Source organism: Polaromonas sp. (assembly GCF_031411155.1).
Classification (GTDB): domain Bacteria; phylum Pseudomonadota; class Gammaproteobacteria; order Burkholderiales; family Burkholderiaceae_C; genus Polaromonas.
This window is the reverse complement of sequence record NZ_JANOAL010000206.1, coordinates 1-24,018: the sequence shown is the minus strand read 5'-3', so window position 1 is coordinate 24,018 and position 24,018 is coordinate 1. Positions and strand designations below refer to the sequence as shown.

Annotated in this window: 26 protein-coding genes and 1 pseudogene; 12 read left to right on the top strand and 15 right to left on the bottom strand. The window is 63.5% G+C overall.

The window, feature by feature from the left end; translation table 11 throughout:
• Window positions 1–76 precede the first annotated feature (76 nt).
• Window positions 77–1,054: a GMP reductase gene (locus tag RMO23_RS12975; RefSeq protein WP_309682146.1), complete on the top strand. Its 978-nt coding sequence runs from the start codon at window positions 77–79 to the stop codon at window positions 1,052–1,054.
• A gap of 13 nt (window positions 1,055–1,067) precedes the next feature.
• On the opposite strand, the gene RMO23_RS12970 is transcribed toward RMO23_RS12975, so the two are convergent.
• From RMO23_RS12970 to orn, 3 genes are all read right to left on the bottom strand, one after another.
• On the bottom strand, window positions 1,068–1,949 hold the full coding sequence (locus RMO23_RS12970) for an alpha/beta hydrolase (RefSeq protein WP_309682143.1): 882 nt from the start codon (window positions 1,947–1,949) through the stop codon (window positions 1,068–1,070).
• A 122-nt stretch (window positions 1,950–2,071) separates the two neighbouring features.
• Window positions 2,072–3,961, bottom strand: coding sequence for a DEAD/DEAH box helicase (locus RMO23_RS12965; RefSeq protein WP_309682140.1), 1,890 nt, complete (start codon window positions 3,959–3,961; stop codon window positions 2,072–2,074).
• A 412-nt stretch (window positions 3,962–4,373) separates the two neighbouring features.
• On the bottom strand, window positions 4,374–4,937 hold the full coding sequence (orn, locus tag RMO23_RS12960) for an oligoribonuclease (RefSeq protein ID WP_309682138.1): 564 nt from the start codon (window positions 4,935–4,937) through the stop codon (window positions 4,374–4,376).
• Between the two features lie 38 nt (window positions 4,938–4,975).
• On the opposite strand from orn, the gene RMO23_RS12955 reads away from it, so the two are divergent.
• The 3 genes from RMO23_RS12955 to rsgA are packed head-to-tail and all read left to right on the top strand — an operon-like array spanning window position 4,976 to window position 7,559.
• Window positions 4,976–6,283 carry a M48 family metallopeptidase gene (locus RMO23_RS12955; RefSeq protein WP_309682176.1) on the top strand — a complete coding sequence of 436 codons (1,308 nt, stop codon included), beginning with the start codon at window positions 4,976–4,978 and terminating at the stop codon, window positions 6,281–6,283.
• Window positions 6,280–6,600: a 4a-hydroxytetrahydrobiopterin dehydratase gene (locus tag RMO23_RS12950; protein ID WP_309682136.1), complete on the top strand. Its 321-nt coding sequence runs from the start codon at window positions 6,280–6,282 to the stop codon at window positions 6,598–6,600. The genes RMO23_RS12955 and RMO23_RS12950 overlap by 4 nt, the downstream gene beginning before the upstream one ends.
• Window positions 6,597–7,559, top strand: coding sequence for a ribosome small subunit-dependent GTPase A (gene rsgA / locus RMO23_RS12945; protein WP_309682133.1), 963 nt, complete (start codon window positions 6,597–6,599; stop codon window positions 7,557–7,559). The genes RMO23_RS12950 and rsgA overlap by 4 nt, the downstream gene beginning before the upstream one ends.
• Window positions 7,560–7,570: 11 nt before the next feature.
• Here rsgA and RMO23_RS12940 read toward each other — a convergent pair whose 3' ends face one another.
• From RMO23_RS12940 to rpsP, 6 genes are all read right to left on the bottom strand, one after another.
• Window positions 7,571–8,611: a CobD/CbiB family protein gene (locus RMO23_RS12940; RefSeq protein WP_309682130.1), complete on the bottom strand. Its 1,041-nt coding sequence runs from the start codon at window positions 8,609–8,611 to the stop codon at window positions 7,571–7,573.
• Between the two features lie 146 nt (window positions 8,612–8,757).
• Window positions 8,758–9,465, bottom strand: a complete 708-nt coding sequence (locus tag RMO23_RS12935; protein ID WP_309682128.1) for a CoA pyrophosphatase — start codon at window positions 9,463–9,465, stop codon at window positions 8,758–8,760.
• A gap of 82 nt (window positions 9,466–9,547) precedes the next feature.
• Window positions 9,548–9,913: a 50S ribosomal protein L19 gene (gene rplS, locus RMO23_RS12930; protein ID WP_077595343.1), complete on the bottom strand. Its 366-nt coding sequence runs from the start codon at window positions 9,911–9,913 to the stop codon at window positions 9,548–9,550.
• 144 nt (window positions 9,914–10,057) lie between these two features.
• The gene (gene trmD / locus RMO23_RS12925) at window positions 10,058–10,837 is read right to left on the bottom strand and encodes a tRNA (guanosine(37)-N1)-methyltransferase TrmD (protein WP_309682119.1); all 780 of its coding nucleotides are present in this window, start codon (window positions 10,835–10,837) and stop codon (window positions 10,058–10,060) included.
• A 74-nt stretch (window positions 10,838–10,911) separates the two neighbouring features.
• Window positions 10,912–11,520: a ribosome maturation factor RimM gene (rimM, locus tag RMO23_RS12920; protein ID WP_309682115.1), complete on the bottom strand. Its 609-nt coding sequence runs from the start codon at window positions 11,518–11,520 to the stop codon at window positions 10,912–10,914.
• 16 nt (window positions 11,521–11,536) lie between these two features.
• Window positions 11,537–11,791, bottom strand: coding sequence for a 30S ribosomal protein S16 (gene rpsP, locus RMO23_RS12915; protein ID WP_309682112.1), 255 nt, complete (start codon window positions 11,789–11,791; stop codon window positions 11,537–11,539).
• 186 nt (window positions 11,792–11,977) lie between these two features.
• On the opposite strand from rpsP, the gene RMO23_RS12910 reads away from it, so the two are divergent.
• Complete coding sequence (locus RMO23_RS12910; protein ID WP_309682109.1) at window positions 11,978–12,514, top strand: N-acetyltransferase family protein; 537 nt, start codon at window positions 11,978–11,980, stop codon at window positions 12,512–12,514.
• Between the two features lie 8 nt (window positions 12,515–12,522).
• Window positions 12,523–12,975, top strand: a complete 453-nt coding sequence (locus RMO23_RS12905) for a hypothetical protein (RefSeq protein ID WP_309682107.1) — start codon at window positions 12,523–12,525, stop codon at window positions 12,973–12,975.
• Window positions 12,976–13,109: 134 nt separating this feature from the next.
• Here the strand turns inward: RMO23_RS12905 and RMO23_RS12900 are convergent, their stop codons facing one another.
• The 4 genes and pseudogenes from RMO23_RS12900 to RMO23_RS12885 all read right to left on the bottom strand — a co-directional run bounded on the left by RMO23_RS12900 (window position 13,110) and on the right by RMO23_RS12885 (window position 16,078).
• Window positions 13,110–14,120: an anion permease gene (locus RMO23_RS12900; RefSeq protein WP_309682104.1), complete on the bottom strand. Its 1,011-nt coding sequence runs from the start codon at window positions 14,118–14,120 to the stop codon at window positions 13,110–13,112.
• 16 nt (window positions 14,121–14,136) lie between these two features.
• Window positions 14,137–14,784, bottom strand: coding sequence for a DUF47 domain-containing protein (locus RMO23_RS12895; protein ID WP_309682101.1), 648 nt, complete (start codon window positions 14,782–14,784; stop codon window positions 14,137–14,139).
• Window positions 14,785–14,980: 196 nt separating this feature from the next.
• Window positions 14,981–15,097, bottom strand: a pseudogene (locus RMO23_RS12890) (DMT family protein); the annotation flags it as partial.
• Between the two features lie 15 nt (window positions 15,098–15,112).
• Window positions 15,113–16,078, bottom strand: a complete 966-nt coding sequence (locus tag RMO23_RS12885) for an AEC family transporter (protein ID WP_309682098.1) — start codon at window positions 16,076–16,078, stop codon at window positions 15,113–15,115.
• A 147-nt stretch (window positions 16,079–16,225) separates the two neighbouring features.
• On the opposite strand from RMO23_RS12885, the gene RMO23_RS12880 reads away from it, so the two are divergent.
• The gene (locus RMO23_RS12880) at window positions 16,226–17,227 is read left to right on the top strand and encodes a succinylglutamate desuccinylase/aspartoacylase family protein (protein WP_309682095.1); all 1,002 of its coding nucleotides are present in this window, start codon (window positions 16,226–16,228) and stop codon (window positions 17,225–17,227) included.
• Between the two features lie 136 nt (window positions 17,228–17,363).
• Here the strand turns inward: RMO23_RS12880 and msrA are convergent, their stop codons facing one another.
• Both msrA and RMO23_RS12870 read right to left on the bottom strand, forming a co-directional pair.
• Complete coding sequence (msrA, locus tag RMO23_RS12875) at window positions 17,364–17,903, bottom strand: peptide-methionine (S)-S-oxide reductase MsrA (protein ID WP_309682094.1); 540 nt, start codon at window positions 17,901–17,903, stop codon at window positions 17,364–17,366.
• Window positions 17,904–17,973: 70 nt separating this feature from the next.
• Window positions 17,974–18,864, bottom strand: a complete 891-nt coding sequence (locus RMO23_RS12870; protein WP_309682091.1) for a LysR family transcriptional regulator — start codon at window positions 18,862–18,864, stop codon at window positions 17,974–17,976.
• Between the two features lie 132 nt (window positions 18,865–18,996).
• Here RMO23_RS12870 and RMO23_RS12865 point away from each other — a divergent pair, with 132 nt between their 5' ends.
• The 5 genes from RMO23_RS12865 to RMO23_RS12845 form a co-directional block, all read left to right on the top strand.
• Window positions 18,997–20,193, top strand: a complete 1,197-nt coding sequence (locus RMO23_RS12865) for an acyl-CoA dehydrogenase (protein ID WP_309682089.1) — start codon at window positions 18,997–18,999, stop codon at window positions 20,191–20,193.
• Window positions 20,194–20,254: 61 nt separating this feature from the next.
• Window positions 20,255–21,040: a YdcF family protein gene (locus RMO23_RS12860; RefSeq protein WP_309682087.1), complete on the top strand. Its 786-nt coding sequence runs from the start codon at window positions 20,255–20,257 to the stop codon at window positions 21,038–21,040.
• Between the two features lie 70 nt (window positions 21,041–21,110).
• Entirely contained in the window at window positions 21,111–21,821 is a 711-nt protein-coding gene (locus RMO23_RS12855; RefSeq protein WP_309682084.1) for a TetR/AcrR family transcriptional regulator, read from the top strand.
• The gene (locus RMO23_RS12850; protein WP_309682082.1) at window positions 21,818–22,993 is read left to right on the top strand and encodes an efflux RND transporter periplasmic adaptor subunit; all 1,176 of its coding nucleotides are present in this window, start codon (window positions 21,818–21,820) and stop codon (window positions 22,991–22,993) included. The genes RMO23_RS12855 and RMO23_RS12850 overlap by 4 nt, the downstream gene beginning before the upstream one ends.
• A 10-nt stretch (window positions 22,994–23,003) precedes the next feature.
• On the top strand, window positions 23,004–24,018 hold a 1,015-nt coding region (locus tag RMO23_RS12845), incomplete at its 3' end, for an efflux RND transporter permease subunit (RefSeq protein WP_309682079.1).

The window sequence follows — 24,018 nt, the reverse complement described above, 5'->3', positions numbered from 1 at the left end:
CGGCAATGCGGGCAAAAGCCGGTCCAGTCCAAGTGCCTTCTGTTCATCAACAGTTCTTCCAGAGGCTTGGGACATCATGGAAATTTTTGACTACGACAACATCCTGCTGCTGCCGCGCAAATGCCGGGTCGACAGCCGCTCCGAGTGCGACGCCGGCGTGACGCTGGGCGGGCGCAGCTTCCGCATCCCGGTGGTGCCGGCCAACATGAAGACCGTGGTCAACGAGAACATCTGCCTCTGGATGGCCCGCAACGGCTACTTTTATGTGATGCATCGCTTTGACCTGGACAATCTGCAGTTCGTGCGCAACATGAAGGCCCAGGGCGTGTACGCCTCGATCTCGCTGGGCGTCAAGCAACCCGACTACGCCACGGTGGACCAGTTTGTGGCCGAGGGCCTGGTGCCCGAGTACATCACGATTGACATTGCCCACGGCCATGCCGACAGCGTGCAAAAAATGATCCGCTACCTCAAGGAAAAGCTGCCCGCCGCGTTTGTGATTGCCGGCAATGTGGCCACGCCCGAGGCGGTGATTGACCTGGAAAACTGGGGCGCCGATGCGACCAAGGTCGGCATTGGCCCCGGCAAGGTCTGCATCACCAAGATGAAAACCGGCTTTGGCACCGGCGGCTGGCAGTTGTCGGCGCTCAAGTGGTGCGCCCGCGTGGCGACCAAACCCATCATTGCCGACGGCGGCATTCGTGAACACGGCGACATCGCCAAGTCCATCCGCTTTGGCGCGACCATGGTGATGATTGGCTCACTGCTGGCCGGCCTGGAGGAAAGCCCTGGCAAAACCGTGGAAAAGGATGGCCAGATCTTCAAGGAGTATTACGGCAGCGCGTCGGACTTTAACAAGGGCGAGTACAAGCACGTCGAGGGCAAGCGCATCCTGGAGCCGGTCAAGGGCACGCTGCAAGACACCTTGCGCGAAATGGAAGAAGACATCCAGAGCGCCATCAGCTATGCCGGCGGCAAAAAACTCATGGATATCCGCAAGGCCAACTACGTGGTTCTGGGCGGCAACAATTCAAGCGAAGACCTGCTGATGTGAGCCAGCAGACGGCTCAGCGCGGCGCTGGCCGGGGCAGGCCCAACAAGTCAAGCGCCAGCCGGTGCAGCCGGTGCGCCGGATCAACCAGGGCCTCCAGCACGCTGAAGTGGTTCAGTCCCAGCTGCGATTCGCAGACCGGCACGGTTTTATCGCCCCAGACCTGCTGGATCAGCAGGTTTTGCCGCAGATACTCGTCGCTCTCGCTGGCGCCCACCACGCTGTAGAGCGTGCCCTGGCGGGGGCGCGGCAGCAAAGCCGGACTGGCCTGCAACACCTGCGCCGGCGTCAGCTTCAATGACTCCTTCAAAAAAGGCGTCTGCCGAATCGGCTCCAGGTCATACAGGCCCGAGATCGACAGCGCGTTCTTGACCAGGTCCGGCGGCAAGTCGCCGCCAAAGGCGCGCCAGTCGCAGTTCAGCAGCATGGCCGCCAGCTGCCCACCGGCCGAATGCCCGACCACCGTGATGCGCGCCGGATCGCCACCATGCAGCGCAATCTGCCGCCAGACCCAGGCCAGCGCCTTGACCATTTGCAGTGTGATCTGGGGAATGCTGACCGCCGGGGCCAGCGCGTAATTGGGCACCACGACGCAACTGCCGGCTGCGGTGAACGCCGGCGCCACAAAGGAATGGCCGGCCTTGTCCAGCGCGCGCCAGTAGCCGCCATGAATGAACACCAGCACCGGTGCGCCGGGCCGGGGCGACGGAAACAGGTCCAGCGTCTCGCCCGCGCCCTCGCCATAGGCCAGGTCAAGCTGGCAAGGCAGGCGCTCGCGGGCACGCCGCGAGTCCTCGTCCCAGCGCGCGAAGTGGCGGGCGTGTTCCGGCACCAGCGCACGGTTGTTGTACATGCGGTCCAGCCACTGCGGGTCCAGATTGGGTGCGGAAGGGCTCATGACAGGGTGCTTTCAGGGGTTGCTGAGCCGCCATCTTGGCACATGAAAAAAAGCCGCTGCCAACCTTTCGGTTGGCAACGGCTTTTGAGGGGCGGGCCTTCAAAAAGGCCGGTGTCCCTGGATCAGTCCCGCGCAGGCTTGGAAAACTTGCCGGCCTTTTTGGCCGCATCGCGCGGCACAAACACCTTGCCGGCAGGCTTGGCGAATGCGGGTTTGCGGTTGGCAAAATCAGGGCGCGGTGCGAAGCCCTCATTGCGGGCGCCAAAGTTGCGGTCTTCACGCGGCGCAAAGCCGGCGTTGCTGTTGCCAAAACCACGGTCGTCCTGACGGCGCGGGCCGCGGTCGTTGAAGCTGGTGCGGTCAGCGTAGGCATTGACCTGAGGCGCTGGGCGCCCCTGGAAGGCGCCACGGTCGTCACCCCGGTTGCCGCCGAAGCCGCCGCGGTCATCGCGGTTGCCACCAAAGCCACCACCGGCAGGTTTTCTGCCGGCAAAGCCACCGCCGCCGCCGAAGCTGCGGCCGCCACGGTCACCACCGAAATTGCCGCGCGGGCGATCCGACGTGGGGGCAAAGCGTTGCTGCGGCTCCAGGCCGGCAATCACGCTGGGCTTGAGGTTTTGCTGGGTGTAGTGCTCGATGTCCTGGATCTTGCGGCGGTCGCGGAACTCGGCAATCGTGATCGCCTGGCCTTCGCGCCCGGCACGGCCGGTACGGCCAATGCGGTGCACATAATCTTCGGCCTTCATCGGCAGGCCGTAGTTGATGACGTGGGTGATGGTGGGCACATCGAGGCCGCGGGCGGCTACATCGGTCGCCACCAGAATCTGCACGCGGCCATCGCGGAAAGCCATCAGGCGGCGATTGCGCAGGCCCTGGCCCAAGGCGCCATGCAGCGCCACGGCGCTAAAGCCTTCCTGCACCAGGTCGTTGGCCAGGCCGTCACATTCGACCTGGGTGCAGGCGAACCCGATGGACTGGTTCATGCTGGTGTCGCGCAGCGAGTGGTCCAGCAGCTTGCGCTTGTGCGTCATGTTGTCGGCCCACAGCAGCGATTGGGTGATCGAGGCGTGCTTTTCGTGCGGGGAATCAATCTCGACACGCTGTGGCTGGCGCATCACGCGCGTGGCCAGCTGCATGATGCGCGGCGCAAAGGTGGCGCTGAACATCATGGTCTGCTTGCGCTCGATCGTGAGCTGGTTGACTTCGGTCAGGTCGTCGGCAAAGCCGAGGTCCAGCATGCGGTCGGCTTCGTCGACCACGAGAAACTGCACTTCGTCGAGCTTGATCTGCATGCTGCGCTGCAAATCGAGCAGGCGGCCAGGCGTGGCCACCACCAGATTGGCGTTTTGCAGCTTGGCAATTTGCAGCTGGTAAGGAATGCCGCCCACCACGTTGGCAATGCGCAGGCCGCGGCAATGGCGCACCAGGTCAATCGCGTCGGCGCAAACCTGCTGGGCCAGCTCGCGCGTCGGGCACAAGATCAGCGCGCCGGGGGTGGCGGCCTTGAAGTTGCGGGCGTTGGTCGGGTCCTTGCGCTTGGCCTTTTTCGGAGGGGCCTCGCCTTTGGCGATGGCTTCCGCGCTCAGGCGTTCAAACTCGGCGCGCTCATGGCGCTCGGCTTCTTCCTGCTGCTTGAGCAGGGTGTGCAGCACGGGCAGCAAGAAGGCCGCCGTTTTGCCGCTGCCGGTCTGGCTGGAAACCAGCAGGTCGGTGAACTTGGCGGCTTTCGGATCAGCATCCAGCGCCTGCATGGCTTTGGGGATGGTCGCCATTTGCACGGCGGTCGGCTGGGAAAAACCCATGTCGGCCACGGCCTGCAGCAGTTCCTTGGCCAAGCCCAGCTTCACAAAGCCGTTGGGCTGGGGGGCAATCGCTTCCAGCGAGGTTTCAGCACCCTCGAGGGAAGCTGGCGCATCCGAAAAGTCCGGGATCACGTTGATTTCGATATCGTTCTGGATATCGGTGTTGGCTTCGGCCAGAAAGTCGCCGCGAGCCTCAAAAGAGTCACTCATGTTTTTTCTCACTAATCACTTGCGCGCGCCGCTTTTTACAGTTTTTGCAGGCGAACAAGAAACTACCACCTGCCGGGTAACGGCTAGGCTTCGTTCATGGTTAATAAAACATCAACCATCAAACGAATATTTCGGTTCGGGCGACTTCCGGTAAACCGGTGCCTGAAGCGGTGACTCTGTTGGTAGAGTCCAAAAGTGTGAGGTAGATGTACAAATGCAGGGCACCCGGTGCTTGCTGCAAGCCCATGATTATAGCGCGGTTTACGGGTTTCTACCAGCCCCCAGCAAAGCGAAGGGTATTGCGGCGGCACTGCCGTGCTCTACAGCAGGCATTGGTTGCTATTATTTTAATAGCATACTGAGCCCATTTCTGCTGGGCCAGAGCCTTAAAAGTGCCTGAAACGCCGAGAAATCACTTCAAGAAGTGTTCGCGGTAGTGCTCCAGCTCGTCAATCGACTCATGCACGTCGGCCAGCGCGGTGTGGCTTTGCTGCTTCTTGAAGGCGCTGTAGACCTCGGGCCGCCAGCGCTTGGCCAGTTCCTTGAAGGTACTGACATCGACATTGCGGTAGTGCAAAAACGCTTCCAGTTTTGGCATGTACTTGACCAGAAAACGCCGGTCCTGGCTGATGGTGTTGCCGCACAGCGGCGACGCCGCCTTGGGCACATACTGTGCCAAAAAGGCCAGCAGTTGGGCTTCGGCATCGGCCTCGGTCACGCTGCTGGCCTTGACCTTGTCGATCAGGCCGCTGCGGCCGTGCGTGCCCTTGTTCCAGTTGTCCATCTGGTCCAGCAGCTCGTCGGACTGGTGAATCGCCAGTACCGGGCCCTCGATGCGCGGCGTCAGCTGCGGGCCGGTGACGACAACGGCAATCTCGATCAGCCGTTCTTTTTCAGGGTCCAGACCGGTCATTTCGCAGTCGATCCAGACCAGGTTCTGGTCTGATTTTTTCAGTAGGGGTTCAATTTCGGGCATCTTGCGATTCTCGCCGATAGCCTAAACTGCCACCCATGATGGCCAATTCTCCCGACCTTTCCCTTGTTTTTACCCTGGTGTTCGCCGCCCTGCTGGTGCTGGGCCTGCTGGCCAAGTTCTACCTGGCGTCGCGCCAGATTCGGCATGTGGCCGCACACCGGGACCAGGTGCCGGCGGCGTTTGCCGCCACCATTTCGCTGCAGGCGCACCAGAAAGCGGCCGACTACACCGTCGCCAAGGCGCGCTTTGGCATGCTGCAAACCGCGTTCGGCGCCGCCTTGCTGCTGGCCTGGACGCTGCTGGGCGGCATTGACGCGCTGAACCAGGCGCTGATGAATTCAGGCCTGGCGGCCTACGGCAGCCTGGTGCCGCAACTGGCCCTGCTGGCGGCTTTTGGCCTCATCAGCGGCGCGCTGGATTTACCCTTTACGCTGTACAGCACCTTCCGCATTGAAGAGCGCTTTGGCTTCAACAAAATGACGTTCAGGCTCTGGCTGGCTGACCTGGTGAAATCGACCCTGGTCGGCCTGGTCATCGGCCTGCCCATCGTGGCGCTGATTCTGTGGCTGATGGGCAGCGCCGGCAGCCTGTGGTGGCTTTGGGCCTGGGCTGTCTGGATGGGTTTTAACCTGCTGGTGCTGGTGCTCTACCCCACGGTCATTGCGCCGCTTTTCAACAAATTCAAGCCGCTCGACGACGAGGCCCTGAAAGCCCGCGTGACGGCGCTGATGCAGCGTTGCGGGTTTGCGGCCAAGGGCCTGTTCGTGATGGATGGCAGCAAGCGCTCGGCGCACGCCAATGCCTATTTCACCGGCTTTGGCGCCGCCAAGCGCGTGGTGTTTTACGACACCCTGCTCAACCAGCTCAGCCCCGGCGAGGTGGACGCGGTGCTGGCGCATGAGCTGGGCCACTTCAAGCACAAGCACATCCTCAAGCGCATCGTCTCGATGTTTGCCATGAGCCTGGCCGGCTTTGCACTGCTGGGCTGGCTGTCCTCGCAAACCTGGTTTTACACCGGACTCGGTGTGCGGCCTAGCCTGGCGGGTGCCAACGACGCGCTGGCCCTGCTGCTGTTCATGCTGGTGGTGCCGCTGTTCAGCTTTTTTGTCTCGCCGCTGCTGGCCTGGTTCTCGCGCAAGCATGAGTTCGAGGCCGACGCCTATGCGGTGTCGAAAACCGACGGCAAGGACTTGCAAAGCGCGCTGCTCAAGCTCTACCAGGACAACGCCAGCACCCTCACGCCCGACCCGGTGTTTGTGAAGTTTTATTACACGCACCCACCCGCTTCCGAGCGGCTGAGCCGCATGACCCCGCTTTTACCAACCGCCCACGGCGCATCCGCATGAGCAACCCCATTCATCAAAACCGCCGCGCCCTGAGCGCCACCGAAATCGTCACGCAACTGAGCCAGCTCAATGGCGAGCAGGCGCTGGGCTGGCGCCTGATGGACGGCGCGCTGGAGAAAACCTTCAGCTTTAAAAACTTCCACGAGACCATCGGTTTTGTGAACGCGCTGGCCTTCATCGCCAATGCCGAAGACCATCACCCCGACCTCGCGGTGAGCTACGGCAAGTGCACGGTCCGTTTCAACACGCATGATGTGAGCGGTATTTCGGTCAGCGATTTTTTCTGCGCGTCCAAGGTTGACGCCCTGCTGGCTTGAGCAAACCGACTCGCCCTGGGGCCGCGCCGGTCTCTGGCACCCTGCCCGGCCTGGTGGTGGCCGGCTTTGGCCGCCATGTGCTGGTCGAAACACCTGCCGGCGAGCGCCTGATCTGCCACCCGCGCGGCAAGAAAAGCCAGGCCGTGGTCGGCGACCGCATCCGCTGGCTGCCCTCGCAGGACGAGGGCACGATTGAAAAGATCGAGGCCCGCAGCAACCTGTTTTACCGCCAGGACGAGATGCGCACCAAGTCCTTTGCCGCCAACCTGGACCAGGTACTGATCCTGATCGCCGCAGAGCCCGAGTTTTCGGAGAGCCAGCTGACGCGCGCGCTGATTGCCGCCGAAGCCGAGCGCATCACGCCCATCATTGCGCTGAACAAAAGCGATTTGACCGAGCCCTTTGGCCGCGCCTGGACCAAACTGGCGCCCTACCGCGCCATGGGCTACCCCATGCTGCCGCTGGCCATCAAGCCCAAAGCGACGCCGGCCAGCGCCAATGACGCGCAGACCACCGAATTGCTGGCGCTGCTGCAGGGCAAAAAAACCCTGGTGCTGGGCCCTTCGGGCGCCGGAAAAAGCAGCCTGACCAATCTGCTGGTGCCCGGCGCGCGGGTGCTGACGGCCGAGATTTCGCAGGCGCTGAACTCGGGCAAGCACACCACCACCAGCACCACGCTGTACTGGATCGACGAGGCCAGAACCACGGCCCTGATCGACTCGCCCGGTTTTCAGGAGTTTGGCCTGCACCATATTGAGCCGACCCAACTGGCCGGCCTGATGCCCGACCTGAAAGCGCATGCGCAGGACTGCAAGTTCTACAACTGCACGCACCTGCACGAACCCGGCTGCGGCGTCATTTCAGAGGTCAATTCTGCCTCTGGCCCAGGCGGAATAAGCGCTAGCCGCTATCGTTTATATAGCGAACTGTTTGCCGAGCTGTCGCAGACGCGGTACTGAAGCGCGGGTGCTCAGCCGAGCAATCGCGCCAGCGTCAAGAGCGCCAGCAGCACCATCCACAGCACCACCGAGCGCCACACCAGCCCGACGATGCTGCGCAAATGCGCCACCTCGGGCTCGCGGCCCGGCGTGGCTTCTGAGGCGCCGGGTTCTTCCACCTCCACGCCACCGGCCGAAAAACCCTGGGACGCATCGGGCGCAAACTGGGGCCGGCTGGCTGGCCTGAGCGCGCCGCCGCCCAGGCGCACATTCACCGCGCCCGAGGTGGCGGCCAGAATGATGCCGTCGTTGCGGTTTTGCGCCGCTGCGGGCGCCGTGTCGGCGAAACGCTGGGTGTAGTGGCGCCAGGCATCGATCGCGTCCTCAAAGCTCCCGACCACGGCAAAGCCCAGCGAGGTGACTCGGGCAGGCACGAAATCAATGACGCCCCAGGCGCGTGCGGCGGCCTGTTGCAGCGCCGGGCTCGCGCCCTCGGTAGCGGCGGCAGCCGACTTGCTTTTGTAAACCCAGTAGCGCGACACAAATTCAGCCATGCGGTAGAACACCGCGCCCGCCGGCCCCAGCCCCAGCGCAGCCAGCACCGAGAACCAGCCCAGCACGCCAAACACATGACGATGGGCGGCAAGCACCGAATACTCGATCACATGGCGCACGATTTCGCTGCGCGGCAATTCACTGGCATCGACCTGGCGCCACTGGGCCAGCAACTCGCGCGCGGCGGTCTCGTCGCCTTCGTCGAGCGCGTCGCGAATGTCGGTGAAATAGTGGCTGAACTGCCGAAAGCCCAGCGTGACGTACAGCATGGCAACGCTCCAGACAAAGGCCAGCAGCGGGCTCACGCTCCAGAGCAGCCAATGAATCAGCAGCGTGGCCAGCGCCGGCCCCAACACCGCCACCGTCCAGGCAATCCATCCGTGGGAGGGCTTGCCGGCGTCCAGACTGCGGTTGGCCCAGCGCGCCCAGGCGCGGAAGCTGGCATGAACCCAGTTGCCGCGGGCCAGCGGCCGGGCCTGCTCGATCAGGAGGGCAAACAAGACGGCAAAAAAGCTCATGCGGGAATCATACTGCCCCCACGGTCGCGCACTGCGTGTCGCTCCCTGCCCCCCGAGGGGGCCGCTGCGCCTGCGGTCCGGCGGAGCCGGTCCCCAGCCCCTGCTGGCTTGAAACTCGCACAGAGACTCGCCGCCCCCGGGGCGCCTCAGGCGCTCAGAAAGCGGTAGAGGTTGCGCAGCATGCCGGCCGTGGCGCCCCAGATGTAGCGCTCACGCGCTTGCCCGGCATCGACCTGCAGCACCGGGTCGGTGTAGGGCATGGAGAGCCACTGCCGGATTACGCCCTCAAATTCAAACTCATGGCGGCGGTGATGGGCCGGGTTCATCAGATAGCCGAGCGGCACCTCAAACACATCGGCCACCTCGCCGGGGTTGGGCTGCAATTCAAAGCCGGGTTTAACCAGCGCCACCACCGGCGTGATGATGAAGGCGGTGCCGGTGACATAGGTCGGCAGGGTGCCCAGCACCTCCACATGGCCGCGCGGCAAGCCGATTTCCTCCTCTGCCTCGCGCAGCGCGGTGTCGACCGCATCGTGGTCAGACTCATCGGTGCGCCCGCCCGGAAAGGCAATCTGGCCCGAGTGGGTCGACAGGTTGTCGGTGCGCTCGGTCAGCAGCAGGGTCAGCTCGTCGCGCATCACCAGCGGCAGCAGCACGGCCGCCAGCGCGGGCTGGCGGTCGGTAAACTTCTTTTCCACGCTGTGCTCGGGCATCCAGATTGGCGGATGCCGAAATCGGTCGCGCAGCGCCTGGGGCAAGAGCCGCTCCAGCGCCACGCCGGCCAGGTGATCATCAATGCCCAGCACCGGAATGCTGCGCGGATCAAATTTGGGCAAGGGCCTGGAGGAGTTCATGGTCGGCGGCTGCAAGAGTAAAGCGTAGCAGACATAAAAAAAGCCGCTTCGGAGAGCGGCTTTTCGGGCAAGAAGCTGGGTGTTAGGCAGCCTTGGCGCCCAGTTTTTCCTTGATACGCGCGGATTTTCCGCTGCGGCTACGCAGGTAGTACAACTTGGCACGGCGCACGTCACCACGGCGTTTGACTTCGATCTTGGCGATCAGCGGGCTGTAAACCTGGAAGGTACGCTCGACGCCTTCGCCATTGGAGATTTTGCGAACGATGAAGCTGGAGTTCAGGCCGCGGTTGCGCTTGGCAATCACGACACCTTCAAAAGCCTGCACACGTTTGCGGGTTCCCTCAACCACGTTCACGCTCACGATGACGGTATCGCCAGGGGCATAAACAGGAATGGTTTTGTTCAGGCGGGCAATTTCTTCCTGCTCAAGAGTCTGGATCAGATTCATAATTTTTCCATCAAACTTTTTCGTTCATGCACGCGCTACGCTAAAGACCGCAAATCCATGGATTGATCCGGAGACCAATCAGATGGTCGCGGTGGCCGCCAGAGGACCGAAAAGCCCACGATTATAGCAAACGCGCAGAAAACCCTAGGCGTCCTGCTCCGGGTCTTCGATCAAATCGTCCAGAAAAGCCTCGTCGCCGGCACTCAGCTGGCCGGCCGCCCGCGCTTTTTCCACCAGTTCGGGGCGCAGGCGCTGGGTCAGGGCCAGCCGCTGCTCGCGCCGCCAGCGTTCAATATGGGCGTGGTTGCCCGACAGCAAATTGGGCGGCACCGGCTGGCCGCGCCAGGCTTCGGGCCGGGTGTAATGCGGGCAATCCAGCAGGCCGTCCAGCGCCGGGTTGAAGCTGTCCAGCTGGTGGCTGCCCTCGTCATTGAGCACACCGGGCTGCAACCGGGCCACCGCATCGAGCAGGGCCATGGCGGCAATTTCACCGCCCGACAGCACAAAATCACCCAGGCTGACCTGCTGATCGACATGCGCGTCAATGAAGCGCTGGTCCAGGCCTTCATAACGGCCGCAAATCAGCACCGCCCCCGGGCTGGCGGACCAGGCCTGCACGCCGCTGTGGGTGAGCGCCTGGCCGATGGGGGAAAAGAGAACCGTGGGCACGCGCGCGGCGCTCGCAGCGGCGCGCTCAGCCTGTATGGTTTCAAGGCACAGCGTCAGCGGCTCGGCCATCATCACCATGCCGGGGCCGCCGCCAAACGGCCGGTCATCGACGCGGCGGTAGTTGCCCTCGGCAAAATCGCGGGGGTTCCAGAGCCTGACCTCGACCAGGCCCGATTCGTAGGCGCGGCGGGTCACGCCGCTGGTCAAAAACGGCGCAAACAGTTCGGGGAAAAGGGTGATGACATCGAAACGCATGGAGTAACCGCCTAATGCGCTATTTTGCGCCTGTCGGATGCCTCAGGGCTAGTCGCCCCGAGATGCTGGCGGCCTCAGTAGTCCGGCTGCCAGTCAACGGTGATCGACTTGCCGGCAATGTCCACCGCATCGACATAGACCGAGACAAAGGGAATCATGCGCTCGGCCGTGGTGACGCTGCCGTCTTCCGCGGTCTGGGGGTACTCAACGCACAGCACCGAATGCGGGCCGGTCGCCATCAGGTCGCGCACGCAGCCCAGGGCCACGCCTTCGCGGTTGACCACGTTCAGGCCAATCAGGTCGACCCAGTAATACTCGTCCTTCGACGCTGCCGGAAAGCTGCTGCGCGGCAAAAAGATACGCGCACCGCGCAAGGCTTCGGCCGCGGTGCGGTCGTCCAGGCCCCGGGCCTTGGCGACGATGGAATCGGAATGGGTTTTGACTTCGTCCAGTTGCAGCGAAACCGTGCCCGAAAAGGCGTTGAAGCCGGGCCGGAACTTCGCCTCTGGCGCCTGGAGAAACCAGGATGTGGCCGAGAACAAGGCCTCTGGTGCCGAGCTGTGGGGCAGGATCTTGATCCAGCCCTTGACACCCCAGGCATCCAGGATGCGCCCGACTTCGATGGCGTCGTCAGGCAGGCTTGAAGGGGCCAGACCTGCGGACGTCTGAAGGGCGGGCTGCATCAAAACTGCTGAAAAATCAGGCAGCCGCCTTGGTGGCGCCCTGCTTGATCAGGCGCAGCACGGTGGGGGACGCCTGGGCGCCCACACCGACCCAGTGGGTCAGGCGGTCTTGCGCAATGCGCAGGCCTTCTTCGCCGCCCTTGGCAATCGGGTTGTAAAACCCGATGCGCTCGATGAAACGGCCGTCGCGGCGAACGCGTTTGTCCGCCACAACGATATTGAAGAAGGGACGGTGCTTGGAACCGCCGCGAGAAAGTCGAATGACGACCATGATTTATCCTTTGGGTGGCGGGGCATCAAAGTGATGAGACACCCCAAATATTCCTGCAGCGCTTGAGACACACGACATGGCCACCCGGCCAGCGAAATGCTGCAAAGCCGCAGATTATAGCCCGCCGGCGGGTTGCGCCCTGTTTTTGCCTGAAAATCAGGGCTTCTTCCCCACCGATGCTTCCCCATGCCCTTGATACGCCCCAGCCGCGACGAAGACCTGCCCGCCATCACCGCCATCTACGCCCACCATGTGCTGCACGGCACCGGCACGTTTGAAACCGAGCCACCCGGCGTGACCGACATGGCGGCCCGCCGCGCCGACGTGCTGGCCAAGGGCCTGCCCTACCTGGTGGCCGAGGATGAGGGCAAGATCGCAGGCTTTGCCTACGGCAACTGGTTCAAGCCGCGACCGGCCTACCGCTTCTCGGTGGAAGACTCGATTTACCTGGCGCCGGATCTGCACCGCAAGGGCCTGGGCCGCGCGCTGCTGACCGAATTGCTGGCCCGCTGCGAAGCGGTGGGCGTGCGCAAGGTGATGGCGGTGATTGGCGATTCGGCCAATGCCGGCTCGGTCGGAGTGCATCTGGCGCTGGGCTTCACCCAGGTCGGGGTTGTCGAATCCTGCGGCTGGAAACACGGCGCCTGGCGCGACATCGTGATCATGCAAAAAACATTGGGACACGGCGACACCCAGCCGCCGCTCGAAGCCCCCGCCCCATAATCGCGGCAATGCAATCACCCAAAAACAAGACCGCCGCCGCTTGGCTGGCCCTCATCACCGGCCAGTTGGGCCTGCACCGCCTTTACCTGTTTGGCCTGACCGACCTGTGGGCCTGGGTGCACCCCATGGTGGCGGCGCTGGGCTGGTGGGGGGTGGAGCGCGTGCGCCTGTATGGTCAGGACGACCAGTTGGCCTGGGTCTTGATTCCGCTGCTGGGTTTTACGCTGGCGGCGACTGCGTTGACCGCGATTTACTACGGCTTGATGACGCCTGAAAAGTGGAATGCGCGCTACAACCCTCAAACCCCCGAAGCGGCGGCGGGCCACACCAACTGGCTGACCATAGGCGCCGTGGTGTTTGCCCTGCTGTTCGGCACCATTGCGCTGATGTCGAGCATTGTGTTCAGCTTTCAGCGCTACTTTGAATATCAGGTCGAGGAAGCGCGCAAGATTTCACAGTAGGCCCCCACGGTCGCGCACTGCGTGTCGCTCCCTGCCCCCCCGAGGGGGCCGCTGCGCCTGCGGTCTGGCAAAGCCAGTCCCGCGGCCCCTACTTGAAAAGACATGCCCGCACGCCCGCGGTCCGGCCAAGCCGGTCAGAAGAGTTGCAAGCTGACCCAGTAGCCAATCGCTGCCACAAAGGCCGATGCGGGAATGGTAAAAATCCAGGCCCAGACGATGTTGCCGGCCACGCCCCAGCGCACGGCCGAGGCACGCTGGGTAGAGCCCACGCCCACAATCGCACCGGTGATAGTGTGGGTGGTGGAGACCGGTATGCCCAGCCCGGTCGCCAGAAAGAGCGTCAAGGCGCCGCCGGTTTCCGCGCAAAAACCGCCGACGGGCTTGAGCTTAGTGATCTTCTGGCCCATGGTTTTGACGATGCGCCAGCCGCCAAACATGGTGCCCGCCGCTATCGCCGTGTAGCAGCTCACAATGGTCCAGGTCGGGGGCGATGCGTCGCCGGCCGAGGCATAGCCGGTGGCGATCAGCAGCATCCAGATGATGCCGATGGTTTTTTGCGCATCGTTGCCGCCGTGACCCAGGCTGTAGGCGCCGGCCGAGACCAGTTGCAGGCGGCGAAACCAGCGGTCAACCTTGGACGGCGTGGCGCGCCGGCAGACCCACGCCACCAGCACCATCATCAGCGAGCCCAGCAGGAAACCCAGCACCGGTGAAATAAAAATAAAAGCGACCGTCTTCAGAATGCCGCCGGACACCAGCGCATGGGCGCCAGCCTTGGCAATCACGGCCCCGACAATGCCGCCAATCAACGCGTGCGACGAGCTGCTCGGAATACCGTAATACCAGGTCAGGAAGTTCCAGGTAATGGCCCCCGTCAGCGCGCCAAACACGACGTGGGTATCGACCACGCCGGGCTGCACAATGCCCTTGCCCACGGTGGCGGCCACGCTCAAATGGAAGATGAAAATCGCAATCAGGTTGAAGGCCGCGGCAAACACCACGGCATGGACAGGCTTGAGCACGCCGGTCGACACCACCGTGGCGATCGAGTTGGCCGCATCATGAAAGCCGTTCATGAAGTCAAAGGCAATCGCCAGAAATACGAGCAGGGCCACCACCCAGAGAGTGGTCTGTACGGTTTGCATGATCAGCAACCCGCGTTCAGGAATTTTCGAGGACGATGCCCTCGATCAGATTGGCCACGTCCTCGCACTTGTCGGTAATGGTTTCCAGCAACTCATAAACCGCCTTGAGCTTGATGACCTCGCGCACGTCGGGCTCCTCGCGAAACAGCCGGCTCATGGCCGAGCGCATGACGCGGTCGGCGTCGGATTCGAGCCGGTCAATTTCCTCGCAGGTTTTCAGGGCCGCCTCGGCGGTGGCCGCGTCGTTGACCTTTTCAATCATTCCCACCGCGTCCTTCAGGCGCTCGCAGCACTTGACGCTCAAGTCGGTCAGCCGCACGATGTCGTCCGTCATGTGGCGCACGTCGTACAGCGCCATGGTTTCGGCGGAGTCCTGAATCAGGTCGGCCACGTCGTCCATGGTATTGATCAGCTTGTGGATCTGGTCACGGTCGATCGGGGTGATGAAGGTTTTGTGCAGCGCGCGGTTGACCTCGTGGGTAATGCGGTCAGCGGCCCGTTCGGCGTTGTCCACCTCGCGGTTGAAGGCTTCGCGCTTTTGCACATCGCTGTAGTTGGCCACCAGCTTGGAGAAGGCGTGGGCCGCCTCCACGATGCGGTCCGCATGCTGATTGAACATTTGAAAGAAATTGCCTTCGCGCGGCAGCAATTTGCCAAACAGCATGGTGAATCCTCTGGGAATAGGTCTGCAATAAGACGGTTTTGTGACTGCCGGGAGTTTACCCGGCCCTCACGGTCGCGCTACGAGCGTGTCGCTTCCTGCCCCCCGAGGGGACCGCTGCGCCTGCGGTCCGGCTAAGCCGGTCCCGCGGCCCCCGCTTGGTTGAAGAGGCGCTTGATCAGGCGCCGCGGAAGATGAAAGCCAGGTTTTTCAGGTGACGGTACCAGGCAAAGGTCATGAACACATTGGACAGCAGCAACAGGCCAATGGCCCGCGCCGACACCGGCAGCGATTGCAGGGATTGAAGAACTGGCATCGGGGCTCTTTCGGATCAAACGGCATGGCCGACCAGCAGCAACACCAGCGTCAGGCTCAGCAGCGCCAGCGCGGTCGACACCGCCACGCTGGCGGTCACCAGCTCTTCGGCCACCTGGTAGCGCTGCGAAAACAAAAACACATTGGCGCCAATCGGCAGGGCCGCGGCCACCACCATGACCGTCATCGGCAACCCCGTCACACCGAGCAGGCGGCACAGGCCAAACACCAGCAGCGGATGCAGCAGGTTCTTGACGCTGGCCAGTACCAGCGCCTGGTGCCAATGCCGGCCCACCGGCGTGTTGGCCAGCGTCACACCCACCAGTACCAGCGCCAGCGGGCCAAAGGCATTGGCCAGCAGCTCCAGCGGTTTGTCGATCACGGCCGGAATCACCAGCCCGGTCTGCGCAAACAGCAGGCCGGCGATGATGGGCAGCGGCACGGGATGCAGGATCGCGTTTTTCACGGCCATCAAGACGGTTGCCAAGGCGTGCCGGGGAGCAGCGGCGCTGGCCTCATCGGATGAGCCCGGCTTCTGCTCTTGCGCCACCGCCAGCTCCAGCACCACCGTTGCGCTGGTCAGCAGCACCAGCGAATGCACCGACACCAGTGTGAACAGCGTCACCAGGCCGGGCGCGCCGTACATCAGCCCGACCAGCGCAATGCCAATCATCACGGTGTTGGAAAAAGTAGTGGCCAGCGCCAGCACGGCGGCGCGGCGGTTAAAGCCCTGCACCAGCAGGGTGGCGCCAAACAACATCATGACGGCCAGAAAGTAAGCCGCCACCGGCTTGAAGTCGAGCTGCTCGACGCGCACCCGGCTCATGGTGCGAAACAGCAGGGCCGGCGTGAGCAGCAGAAAAACCAGGTTTGAAAGGTCCTTGATGGCGCCAGCCCTTATCCAGCCGGCACGACCCGCTACAAAACCAATAGCAATCAGCAAGACCACCGGCGCCAGGGACAAAAAGACCAGCTGATTCATCGCGCAATCTTAGCTTGTGCGCCGTAGCGCCCAGGCCCGTGCACAGCCCGTGCGCCGGACGCGAAAGATTGCCAGAACAAGGCCTAAACTGGTGCTTTGTTTTCTTGGCAACCGTAGCCTTGCAGCCTGGCTTCAGGCGGACTCACCATGACCAACTCCACCCTTGCCGCGTTCAGGTCAGCCGATCAGCGCCCCACCCAGCTGCGCACCCTCACCTACCACGGCCTGGCGCCCGGGCCGCGCCTGCTGGTGCTGGGTGCGGTGCATGGCAACGAGGTGTGCGGGGCCCGGGCGATTGCGCAGCTGATTGCAGAGCTCGACAGCGGCGCGTTGGCCATAGAGCGCGGCACGCTGACGCTGGTGCCGGTGACCAACCCGCTGGCCTACCAGCTTGGGCAACGCACCGGTGAGCGCAACCTGAACCGCAACATGGCGCCGAGCGCGATTCCGCAGGATTTTGAGGACCGGATTGCCAATGTGCTGTGTCCGCTGCTGGACGCGCATGACGCGCTGCTCGATCTGCATTCGTTTCACACCGGCGGCGCGCCGTTCGTCATGATTGGCCCGCAAGACAACCGGGGCACGCTGGAGCCGTTTGCCAGGGCGGCGGAAGAAATGCAGCTGGCCCTGCACACCGGGCCGCACCGCATTGTGGAAGGCTGGCTGGAAACCTATGCGCTCGGCGTGCAGCGACGTGCCGCGGCCCCCACCCCAAACGCAGACCGTGACGACCAAATCCTGATGACCAACCCCAACTACGGCGTGGGCACCACCGAATACATGCGCTCACGCGGCGGCTATGGCGTGACGTTGGAATGCGGCCAGCACGATGCCCCCGAGGCGGTGCAGGTGGCCAGGCACGCGATTTTGCAGACGCTGGCGCTGCTGGGCCTCAATTCACGGCCACTCGCGCCGGTGCCCATGGACCGGGAAATCCTGCGGCTGGTCGATGTGACCGACCGCCAGCATGCGGGCGACCGGTTCAGCCGCGACTGGAACAGCTTTGACGCGGTCAAGGGCGGTGAGCTGATTGGCGTGCGCCAGGGTGGCGAGCCGGTCACTGCCCCGGCCGACGGCTTTGTGGTGTTTCCCAACCCGCATGGCGAGGTGGGCCAGGAGTGGTTTTACTTTGCGCAGCAGCGCGCCTGAAGGCGGGGCGGGCGGCCAGATTGAAGGCCAGAAACCCGTCAAAACCGCCGTTTCAAGGCAAAAAACAGCTACAGCCTTGGCAGAATAGGCGTATGCAGCTATGCTTTTTATAGCATACACCCACCCGCGCCCAGCCTCAGTCCTTCACCAGTGAGGTGAAAGTCTTGCGGAATTTCGCCACCTTGGGGCCGGCCACGGCCATGCAATAGCCCTGGTTCGGGTTCTTCTCAAAATAATCCTGGTGGTAGGCCTCGGCCGGCCAGTAGTTGGCCAGCGGCAGCACCTCGGTGACGATGGGCTGGCCGAACAGCTTGTCCTGGCTCATCTGGCGAATCATGTCGTCGGCCACCTGTTTTTGCTCGGGCGTTGAATAGTAAATGCCGCTGCGGTACTGCGTGCCGGCGTCATTGCCCTGGCGGTTCAAGGTGGTCGGGTCGTGAATCACGAAAAAGATTTCAAGAATCTGGTTCAGCGTGATCTGGGCCGGGTCGTAGCTCAGTTTGACGACCTCATTGCTGCCGGTGCGGCCGCTGCAGACGTCTTCATAGCTGGGCCGGGCCGCCTGGCCGTTGCTGTAGCCCGATTCGACATCGGTGACGCCGCGCACCTTGACGTACACCGCCTCGGTACACCAGAAGCAGCCGCCGCCCAGGGTGATGGTTTGCAATTCGCTCATGATGGGGTTCCTTGGTTGTCAGGTTGACTCGTGGCATGCAGATCGGTTCCCGCGCGCTGTTTTCAAGCCTTCATGCCGCTCTGCCGCTGGCCGACTGCACCGCGCCGACAAAGGCCGTCAGGGCCGCATGGTCGTGCGCGGTTTTCCAGAGGCAGTGCGTTTCATACGGCGTGGTGACCGTGTCCAGCGGCACAAAGGCGGCACCCGCCAGCGCCGACTGCTGCAGCGCCGCCGGCACCAGCGCCACGCCCATGCCCTGCGACACCAGCGACACCACGCTGAGCCAATGCCGCAGCTCGTAGCGGATTTCGGGGTAAAAGCCGGCGTCGCTGCAAATCGTCAAAATCCGCTCGTGGTAGTCGGGCGATACGGCGCGTGACACCACCGCAAACGGCTCGCCCTGCAGGCGCTTGAGCGATAGCAAGCGCTCACCGGCCAGCGCATGGACGGCGGGCAGGCAGCAGACAAAGGCCTGGCTGGCGACCAGAATCTGGCTCAGCTCGGGCGGCACGCGGGTGGTGTGCGCAAAGCCAAGGTCGAGCCGGTCATGGGCCAGCTCCACCAGTTGCTCGCTCGAACTCAGCTCTTTCAGCATCACGCGCAGCAAGGGGTGCTCGGCCTGAAAGCGCGCCAGAATGCGCGGCAGGCCGCTGTACAGCAGGGTGCCGGCAAAGCCTATGCTCAGGCTTCCGGCCATGCCCTGGCCCACGTCGCGGGCGTGGCTGGCGGCTTGGGCGGCCTGGTCCAGCAACGCGCGCGCCGATGGCACAAAAGCCAGCCCGGCGGCCGTCAGGACGACTTGCTTGCTGCTGCGGGTGAACAGCCGGGCACCGACCGAGGCCTCGAGTTGCTGGATGTTGAGCGACAGCGGCGGCTGCGAAATCGACAGCCGACGCGCGGCCCGGCCAAAGTGCAGTTCTTCGGCCAAGACCAGAAAGTAGCGCAGGTGGCGGAATTCCATAAATACAAATAATGTATCGTTGAATCGATTTTCTATATTAGACAACTATTGATGCTTGCCAAACAATAGGGGCTGAGACCCGCCCCCTCCTACACTCCCTACACTGTGCCAATCACCCCAAGGACACCTGCCATGAAAACCAAATTCAACTGGGAAGACCCGTTTTTTCTGATGGAGCAACTCAGCGACGACGAGCGCGCCATCGTTGCGGCCGCCCATGACTTCTGCCAGGCAAAACTGCAACCGCGCGTGTTGATGGCGGCACGCCATGAAAAATTTGACCGCGAGATCATGAACGAGGCCGGCGCCATGGGTTTCCTGGGCTCGACCATTGAAGGCTATGGCTGCGCCGGCCTGAATTACGTGAGCTATGGCCTGGTGGCGCGCGAAGTGGAGCGCGTCGACAGCGGCTACCGCAGCGCCATCAGCGTGCAAAGCTCGCTGGTCATGCACCCGATCAACGCCTACGGCAACGAAGCGCAGCGGCAAAAATACCTGCCCAAGCTGGCCACCGGCGAGTGGGTCGGCTGCTTCGGCCTGACCGAACCGAATCACGGCTCGGACCCGGCCAGCATGCTGACGCGCGCCAAGCCGGTCGATGGCGGCTACCTCGTCAAGGGCAGCAAGATGTGGATCACCAACAGCCCGATCGCCGACGTGTTCGTGGTCTGGGCCAAGCTCGAAGACGCTGACGGCAAGGTCGGCGGCCAGGAAGCCATTCGCGGCTTCGTGCTCGAAAAAGGCATGAAGGGCCTTTCCGCCCCCAAGATCGAAGGCAAGATGAGTCTTCGCGCCAGCATCACCGGCGAGATCGTGATGGACGACGTGTTTGTGCCGGCCGAAAACCTGCTGCCCAATGTGAGCGGCCTGAAGGGCCCGTTTGGCTGCCTGAACAAGGCGCGCTACGGCATTGCCTGGGGCGCTTTGGGCGCGGCCGAAGACTGCTGGTTCCGCGCCCGCCAGTACACGATGGACCGCCAGCAGTTTGGCCGCCCCCTCGCCCAAAACCAGCTGATTCAAAAGAAACTGGCCGACATGCAGACCGAAATCACGTTGGGCCTGCAGGCCTGCCTGCGCGTCGGCCGGCTGATGGACGAAGACCGGGCCGTGCCCGAGATGATTTCGCTGATCAAGCGCAACAGTTGCGGCAAGTCGCTCGACATTGCCCGCATGGCGCGCGACATGCACGGCGGCAACGGCATTCATGACGAGTACCATGTGATTCGCCACATGATCAACCTGGAAACCGTCAACACCTACGAGGGCACGCACGATGTGCATGCGCTGATCCTGGGCCGCGCACAGACCGGTTTGCAGGCTTTTTATTGATGTTTTACGGCGCTAGCCCTTATAGAACGTGCGCATTCAGCTATTGTTTTGATAGCGTCTGATGGATGTTGGCGCACTGAAACCATTGCTGACCCTGCTGGTGCTGCCGCCGCTGGGGCTGCTGCTGCTGGCGGCGCTGGGCTGGCTGCTGGCCGTCAACCACAAACGCGGCGGCCTGGCGCTGGTGGGGGTGTCACTGGCGCTGCTGGGGCTGCTGAGTTGTCATGGCACGGCGGTGTGGCTGGCGCGCAACATCCTCACACAGTACCCGCCGCTGCCTGTGGCGGCGCTCAAGGCCAGCCGGGCCCAGGCCATCGTCGTGCTGGGCGGCGGTGTGCTGCCGCAAGCGCCCGAATACGGCAGCCCCCAGCCCCGCGTCAACACGGCCGCCCGCCTGCGCTACGGCATCTGGCTGGCCAGGCAATCGGGCTTGCCGCTGGCCTTTAGCGGCGGCCTGGGCTGGGCGGCCAATCCAGCGCAGGCCGAATCGGAGGCCGAGGTGGCCAGCCGTGTGGCCGGGCAGGACTACGGCATGACACTGCGCTGGCTGGAGTCAGAGTCGCGCGACACGGCCGGCAATGCCCGCCTGCTGGCGCCGCTGCTGCAGCGCGATGGGGTGCGGCGGATTGCCCTGGTGACCGATGCCTGGCACATGCCGCGCTCGGTCGCCGCGTTTGCATCGGCCGGCCTGACGGTGACACCCGCGCCCATGGGCTTTGTGCTGCCCCTGGAAAGCCCCGTGCTGGAGTGGATGCCCTCGGCCTCGGGCCTGCTGGCCTCGCAGCAGGTGCTGCGCGAATGGCTGGGCCTGGCGGTGGCCGCCGCAGCTCGCCTTAATTCAGGCTGATTCGCCGCTTGCCCGGTTCTTGACGGCCTGGAAGTAAGACGCTACATTAATAACCAATCGGTCATTAATCATGTCACTCTCCAAATTCTTCTGCCCCACCGGCCCCGACAACCCGGCCATCGCCGCCAAGCGCGAGCGGCGCAAGGAGGCGCGCCCCGGCGAACTGCTGGACGCGGCGCTCGACCTGTTTGTGGAAAAAGGCTTTGCCGCCACCCGGGTCGAGGAAGTCGCGGCGCGCGCGGGGGTGTCCAAGGGCACGCTGTTTCTGTATTTCCAGAGCAAGGAAGAGCTGCTCAAGGCGGTGGTGCGCGAGAATATTTCGGGCCGCTTCAAGGAATGGAACGAGGAATTTTCCAGTTTTGAAGGCAGCAGCGCCGACATGCTGACTTACTGCATGAACGTCTGGTGGGATCGCGTGGGCGCCACCAAGGCATGTGGCATTACCAAGCTGATGATGAGCGAAGCGCGCAATTTTCCGGAGATTGCTGACTTTTACCAGCAGGAAGTCATACAGCCGGGGCAGGACCTGATTCGCCGCATTTTGAGCCGGGGCATGGCGCGCGGGGAGTTCCGCAACATGGATCTGGACTACGGGATTTACACCGTGATCGCCCCGATGATTTTTTTGATGCTGTCCAAACACTCCAGCGGCGTGTGCGTTCGCAATGACATTGACATGGACCCCAAGCAATACATTGCCACGCAGGTGCAGACCCTTCTTTATGGCCTGAGCGCTGCACCGGCCACTGCAGCGCCAGGCACGGAGGCAAGCCGATCATGAAACGCGGCATTCAATGGGCTGTTGCCCTGCTCATCGTGCTGCTGCTGGCCGGTGGCGTGCTGCGCGCGCTGTCGGCCCGCCAGGCCCAGCAGCAGGCGATGGCCACCGCCTCCAGTGGCGCCAAAGACCAGCGCCTGGTCGAGCTGGCCGAAACCGATGTGTTCAAGGCCCAGACCCGCGAAGTGACGCAGGGGCTGGCCGTGACCGGCGCGCTGAAAGCGGTCAATTCCGCCATGGTCAAGGCCCGCGTGGCCGGCGAACTGCAGGGCCTGACGCTGCGCGAAGGCGACTTCGTCAAGGCCGGCCAGACCGTGGCCCGCATTGACGCCAGCGACATCCAGTCGCGCGTGCGGCAGGCCCGCGAACAGGCGCAGTCGGCCAGGGCCCAGGTTGACATGGCGCAGCGCCAGTACGACAACAACAAGGCGCTGGTGGACCAGGGCTTTATCTCCAAAACCGCGCTGGACACCTCGCTGGCCAGCCTCAATGCCGCGCAATCCACCCACCGGGCGGCGCAGGCCGCCACCGATATTGCCGCCAAGGCGGTCGAAGACACCGTGCTGAAGGCGCCCATTTCCGGCCAGGTGTCGCAGCGGCTGGCGCAGCCGGGCGAGCGGGTCGGGCTGGACAGCAAGATTCTTGAAATCGTGGACCTGAGCCGGCTTGAACTTGAAGCCAGCCTGAGCGCCGCCGACGCCATGGAGGTGCGCGTGGGCCAGCGCGCCGAGTTGCAGATTGAAGGCAGCGCGCAAACCGTGGCCGCCACGGTCGCCCGCATCAACCCCAGCGCGCAGGCCGGCAGCCGCAGCGTGCTGGTGTACCTCAGCATGGTCAACCCCGGCCAGGCCTCTGCCCTGCCGCTGCGCCAGGGCCTGTTTGCCCAGGGCACGCTCGGCACGGCGCGCAGTGCGCGGCTGGCGGTGCCCGTCAGCAGCGTGCGCACCGACAAGCCCGAGCCCTATGTGCAGACGGTTGAAAACGGCAAGGTGGTGCACCGCGCGGTCACGCCGGGTGCGCGTGGCATGGCGGGCAATGAGCCGGTGCTGGCCCTCACCGGCTTGCCCGAAGACACGCTGGTGATTCGCGGCCAGATTGGCGTCTTGCGTGAAGGCACGCTGGTCAGGTTCACGCCTGTGGCGGGTGCGCCGGCAGCCGTCAAACCCGCACCCTGAACCGCCGCCCATGTGGTTCACCCAGATCAGCCTTAAAAATCCCGTGTTCGCCACCATGGTCATGCTGGCCATCGTGGTGCTGGGGCTGTTTTCCTACCAGCGCATGCAGGTCGATCAGCTCCCCAACATCGATTTTCCGGTGGTGGTGGTCACGGCCGACTACCCCGGCGCCTCGCCCGAAATCGTTGAAAGCGAAGTCACCAAGAAAATCGAGGAAGGCGTCAACTCGATCGCCGGCATCAGCAGCCTGACCTCGCGCAGCTTTGAAGGCCAGGCCATCGTCATCATCGAGTTTCAGCTCTATGTCGATGGCCGCAAGGCCGCCGAAGACGTGCGTGAAAAAGTCGCCGCGATCCGGCCGCTGTTTCGGGACGAGGTGAAAGAGCCGCGCGTGCTGCGCTTTGACCCGGCCAGCCGCGCCATCTGGTCGGTCGCCGTGTTGCCGGCCCCCACGCTTGCCACTGCGTGTGCTGCGCTGCCCCCCGAGGGGGCTATTTTTTCTAGGGGCGGCCCGTCGGAAAAATGCCCGACCCCTTCGGCAGCGCCACCCATGTCAGCAGTCGAACTCACCAACTGGGCCGACCAGGTCTTGAAGAAACGGCTGGAAAACGTGCGTGGCGCGGGCTCGGTCACGCTGGTCGGCGGCAGCAAGCGTGAAATCAATATCTACCTCAAGCCGCAGGCCATGGAATCGCTGGGCATCACGGCCGAGCAGGTGGTCAGCGCGGTGCGCAATGAAAACCAGGATTTGCCGGTGGGTGCCGTCCGCTCGCTGGCGCAGGAGCGTGTCGTCAAGATCGACGCCCGCATGAAGCGGCCCGAGGACTTTGGCAACCTGATCGTGGCGCGAAAAACCAGCGCCACGGGCAGCACGCCCATCACGGTGAACCAGGTGGCGCGCATTGCCGATGGCGCCCAGGAGCTGGACAGCCTGGCCTTGTACAACGGCCAGCGCACCCTGCTGCTGACGGTGCAAAAAGCCCAGGACGAAAACACCATTGCGGTGGTGGACGGTCTCAACAAGG

What these genes read in the sequence shown, in the direction of transcription:
- RMO23_RS12975 (WP_309682146.1), top strand. Translation starts at nt 77, where the DNA reads ATGGAAATTTTTGACTACGACAACATCCTGCTGCTGCCGCGCAAATGC.
- RMO23_RS12970 (WP_309682143.1), bottom strand. Translation starts at nt 1,949, where the DNA reads ATGAGCCCTTCCGCACCCAATCTGGACCCGCAGTGGCTGGACCGCATG.
- RMO23_RS12965 (WP_309682140.1), bottom strand. Translation starts at nt 3,961, where the DNA reads ATGAGTGACTCTTTTGAGGCTCGCGGCGACTTTCTGGCCGAAGCCAAC.
- orn (WP_309682138.1), bottom strand. Translation starts at nt 4,937, where the DNA reads ATGCCCGAAATTGAACCCCTACTGAAAAAATCAGACCAGAACCTGGTC.
- RMO23_RS12955 (WP_309682176.1), top strand. Translation starts at nt 4,976, where the DNA reads ATGGCCAATTCTCCCGACCTTTCCCTTGTTTTTACCCTGGTGTTCGCC.
- RMO23_RS12950 (WP_309682136.1), top strand. Translation starts at nt 6,280, where the DNA reads ATGAGCAACCCCATTCATCAAAACCGCCGCGCCCTGAGCGCCACCGAA.
- RMO23_RS12940 (WP_309682130.1), bottom strand. Translation starts at nt 8,611, where the DNA reads ATGAGCTTTTTTGCCGTCTTGTTTGCCCTCCTGATCGAGCAGGCCCGG.
- RMO23_RS12935 (WP_309682128.1), bottom strand. Translation starts at nt 9,465, where the DNA reads ATGAACTCCTCCAGGCCCTTGCCCAAATTTGATCCGCGCAGCATTCCG.
- rplS (WP_077595343.1), bottom strand. Translation starts at nt 9,913, where the DNA reads ATGAATCTGATCCAGACTCTTGAGCAGGAAGAAATTGCCCGCCTGAAC.
- trmD (WP_309682119.1), bottom strand. Translation starts at nt 10,837, where the DNA reads ATGCGTTTCGATGTCATCACCCTTTTCCCCGAACTGTTTGCGCCGTTT.
- rimM (WP_309682115.1), bottom strand. Translation starts at nt 11,520, where the DNA reads ATGCAGCCCGCCCTTCAGACGTCCGCAGGTCTGGCCCCTTCAAGCCTG.
- rpsP (WP_309682112.1), bottom strand. Translation starts at nt 11,791, where the DNA reads ATGGTCGTCATTCGACTTTCTCGCGGCGGTTCCAAGCACCGTCCCTTC.
- RMO23_RS12910 (WP_309682109.1), top strand. Translation starts at nt 11,978, where the DNA reads ATGCCCTTGATACGCCCCAGCCGCGACGAAGACCTGCCCGCCATCACC.
- RMO23_RS12905 (WP_309682107.1), top strand. Translation starts at nt 12,523, where the DNA reads ATGCAATCACCCAAAAACAAGACCGCCGCCGCTTGGCTGGCCCTCATC.
- RMO23_RS12900 (WP_309682104.1), bottom strand. Translation starts at nt 14,120, where the DNA reads ATGCAAACCGTACAGACCACTCTCTGGGTGGTGGCCCTGCTCGTATTT.
- RMO23_RS12895 (WP_309682101.1), bottom strand. Translation starts at nt 14,784, where the DNA reads ATGCTGTTTGGCAAATTGCTGCCGCGCGAAGGCAATTTCTTTCAAATG.
- RMO23_RS12885 (WP_309682098.1), bottom strand. Translation starts at nt 16,078, where the DNA reads ATGAATCAGCTGGTCTTTTTGTCCCTGGCGCCGGTGGTCTTGCTGATT.
- RMO23_RS12880 (WP_309682095.1), top strand. Translation starts at nt 16,226, where the DNA reads ATGACCAACTCCACCCTTGCCGCGTTCAGGTCAGCCGATCAGCGCCCC.
- msrA (WP_309682094.1), bottom strand. Translation starts at nt 17,903, where the DNA reads ATGAGCGAATTGCAAACCATCACCCTGGGCGGCGGCTGCTTCTGGTGT.
- RMO23_RS12870 (WP_309682091.1), bottom strand. Translation starts at nt 18,864, where the DNA reads ATGGAATTCCGCCACCTGCGCTACTTTCTGGTCTTGGCCGAAGAACTG.
- RMO23_RS12865 (WP_309682089.1), top strand. Translation starts at nt 18,997, where the DNA reads ATGAAAACCAAATTCAACTGGGAAGACCCGTTTTTTCTGATGGAGCAA.
- RMO23_RS12860 (WP_309682087.1), top strand. Translation starts at nt 20,255, where the DNA reads ATGGATGTTGGCGCACTGAAACCATTGCTGACCCTGCTGGTGCTGCCG.
- RMO23_RS12855 (WP_309682084.1), top strand. Translation starts at nt 21,111, where the DNA reads ATGTCACTCTCCAAATTCTTCTGCCCCACCGGCCCCGACAACCCGGCC.
- RMO23_RS12850 (WP_309682082.1), top strand. Translation starts at nt 21,818, where the DNA reads ATGAAACGCGGCATTCAATGGGCTGTTGCCCTGCTCATCGTGCTGCTG.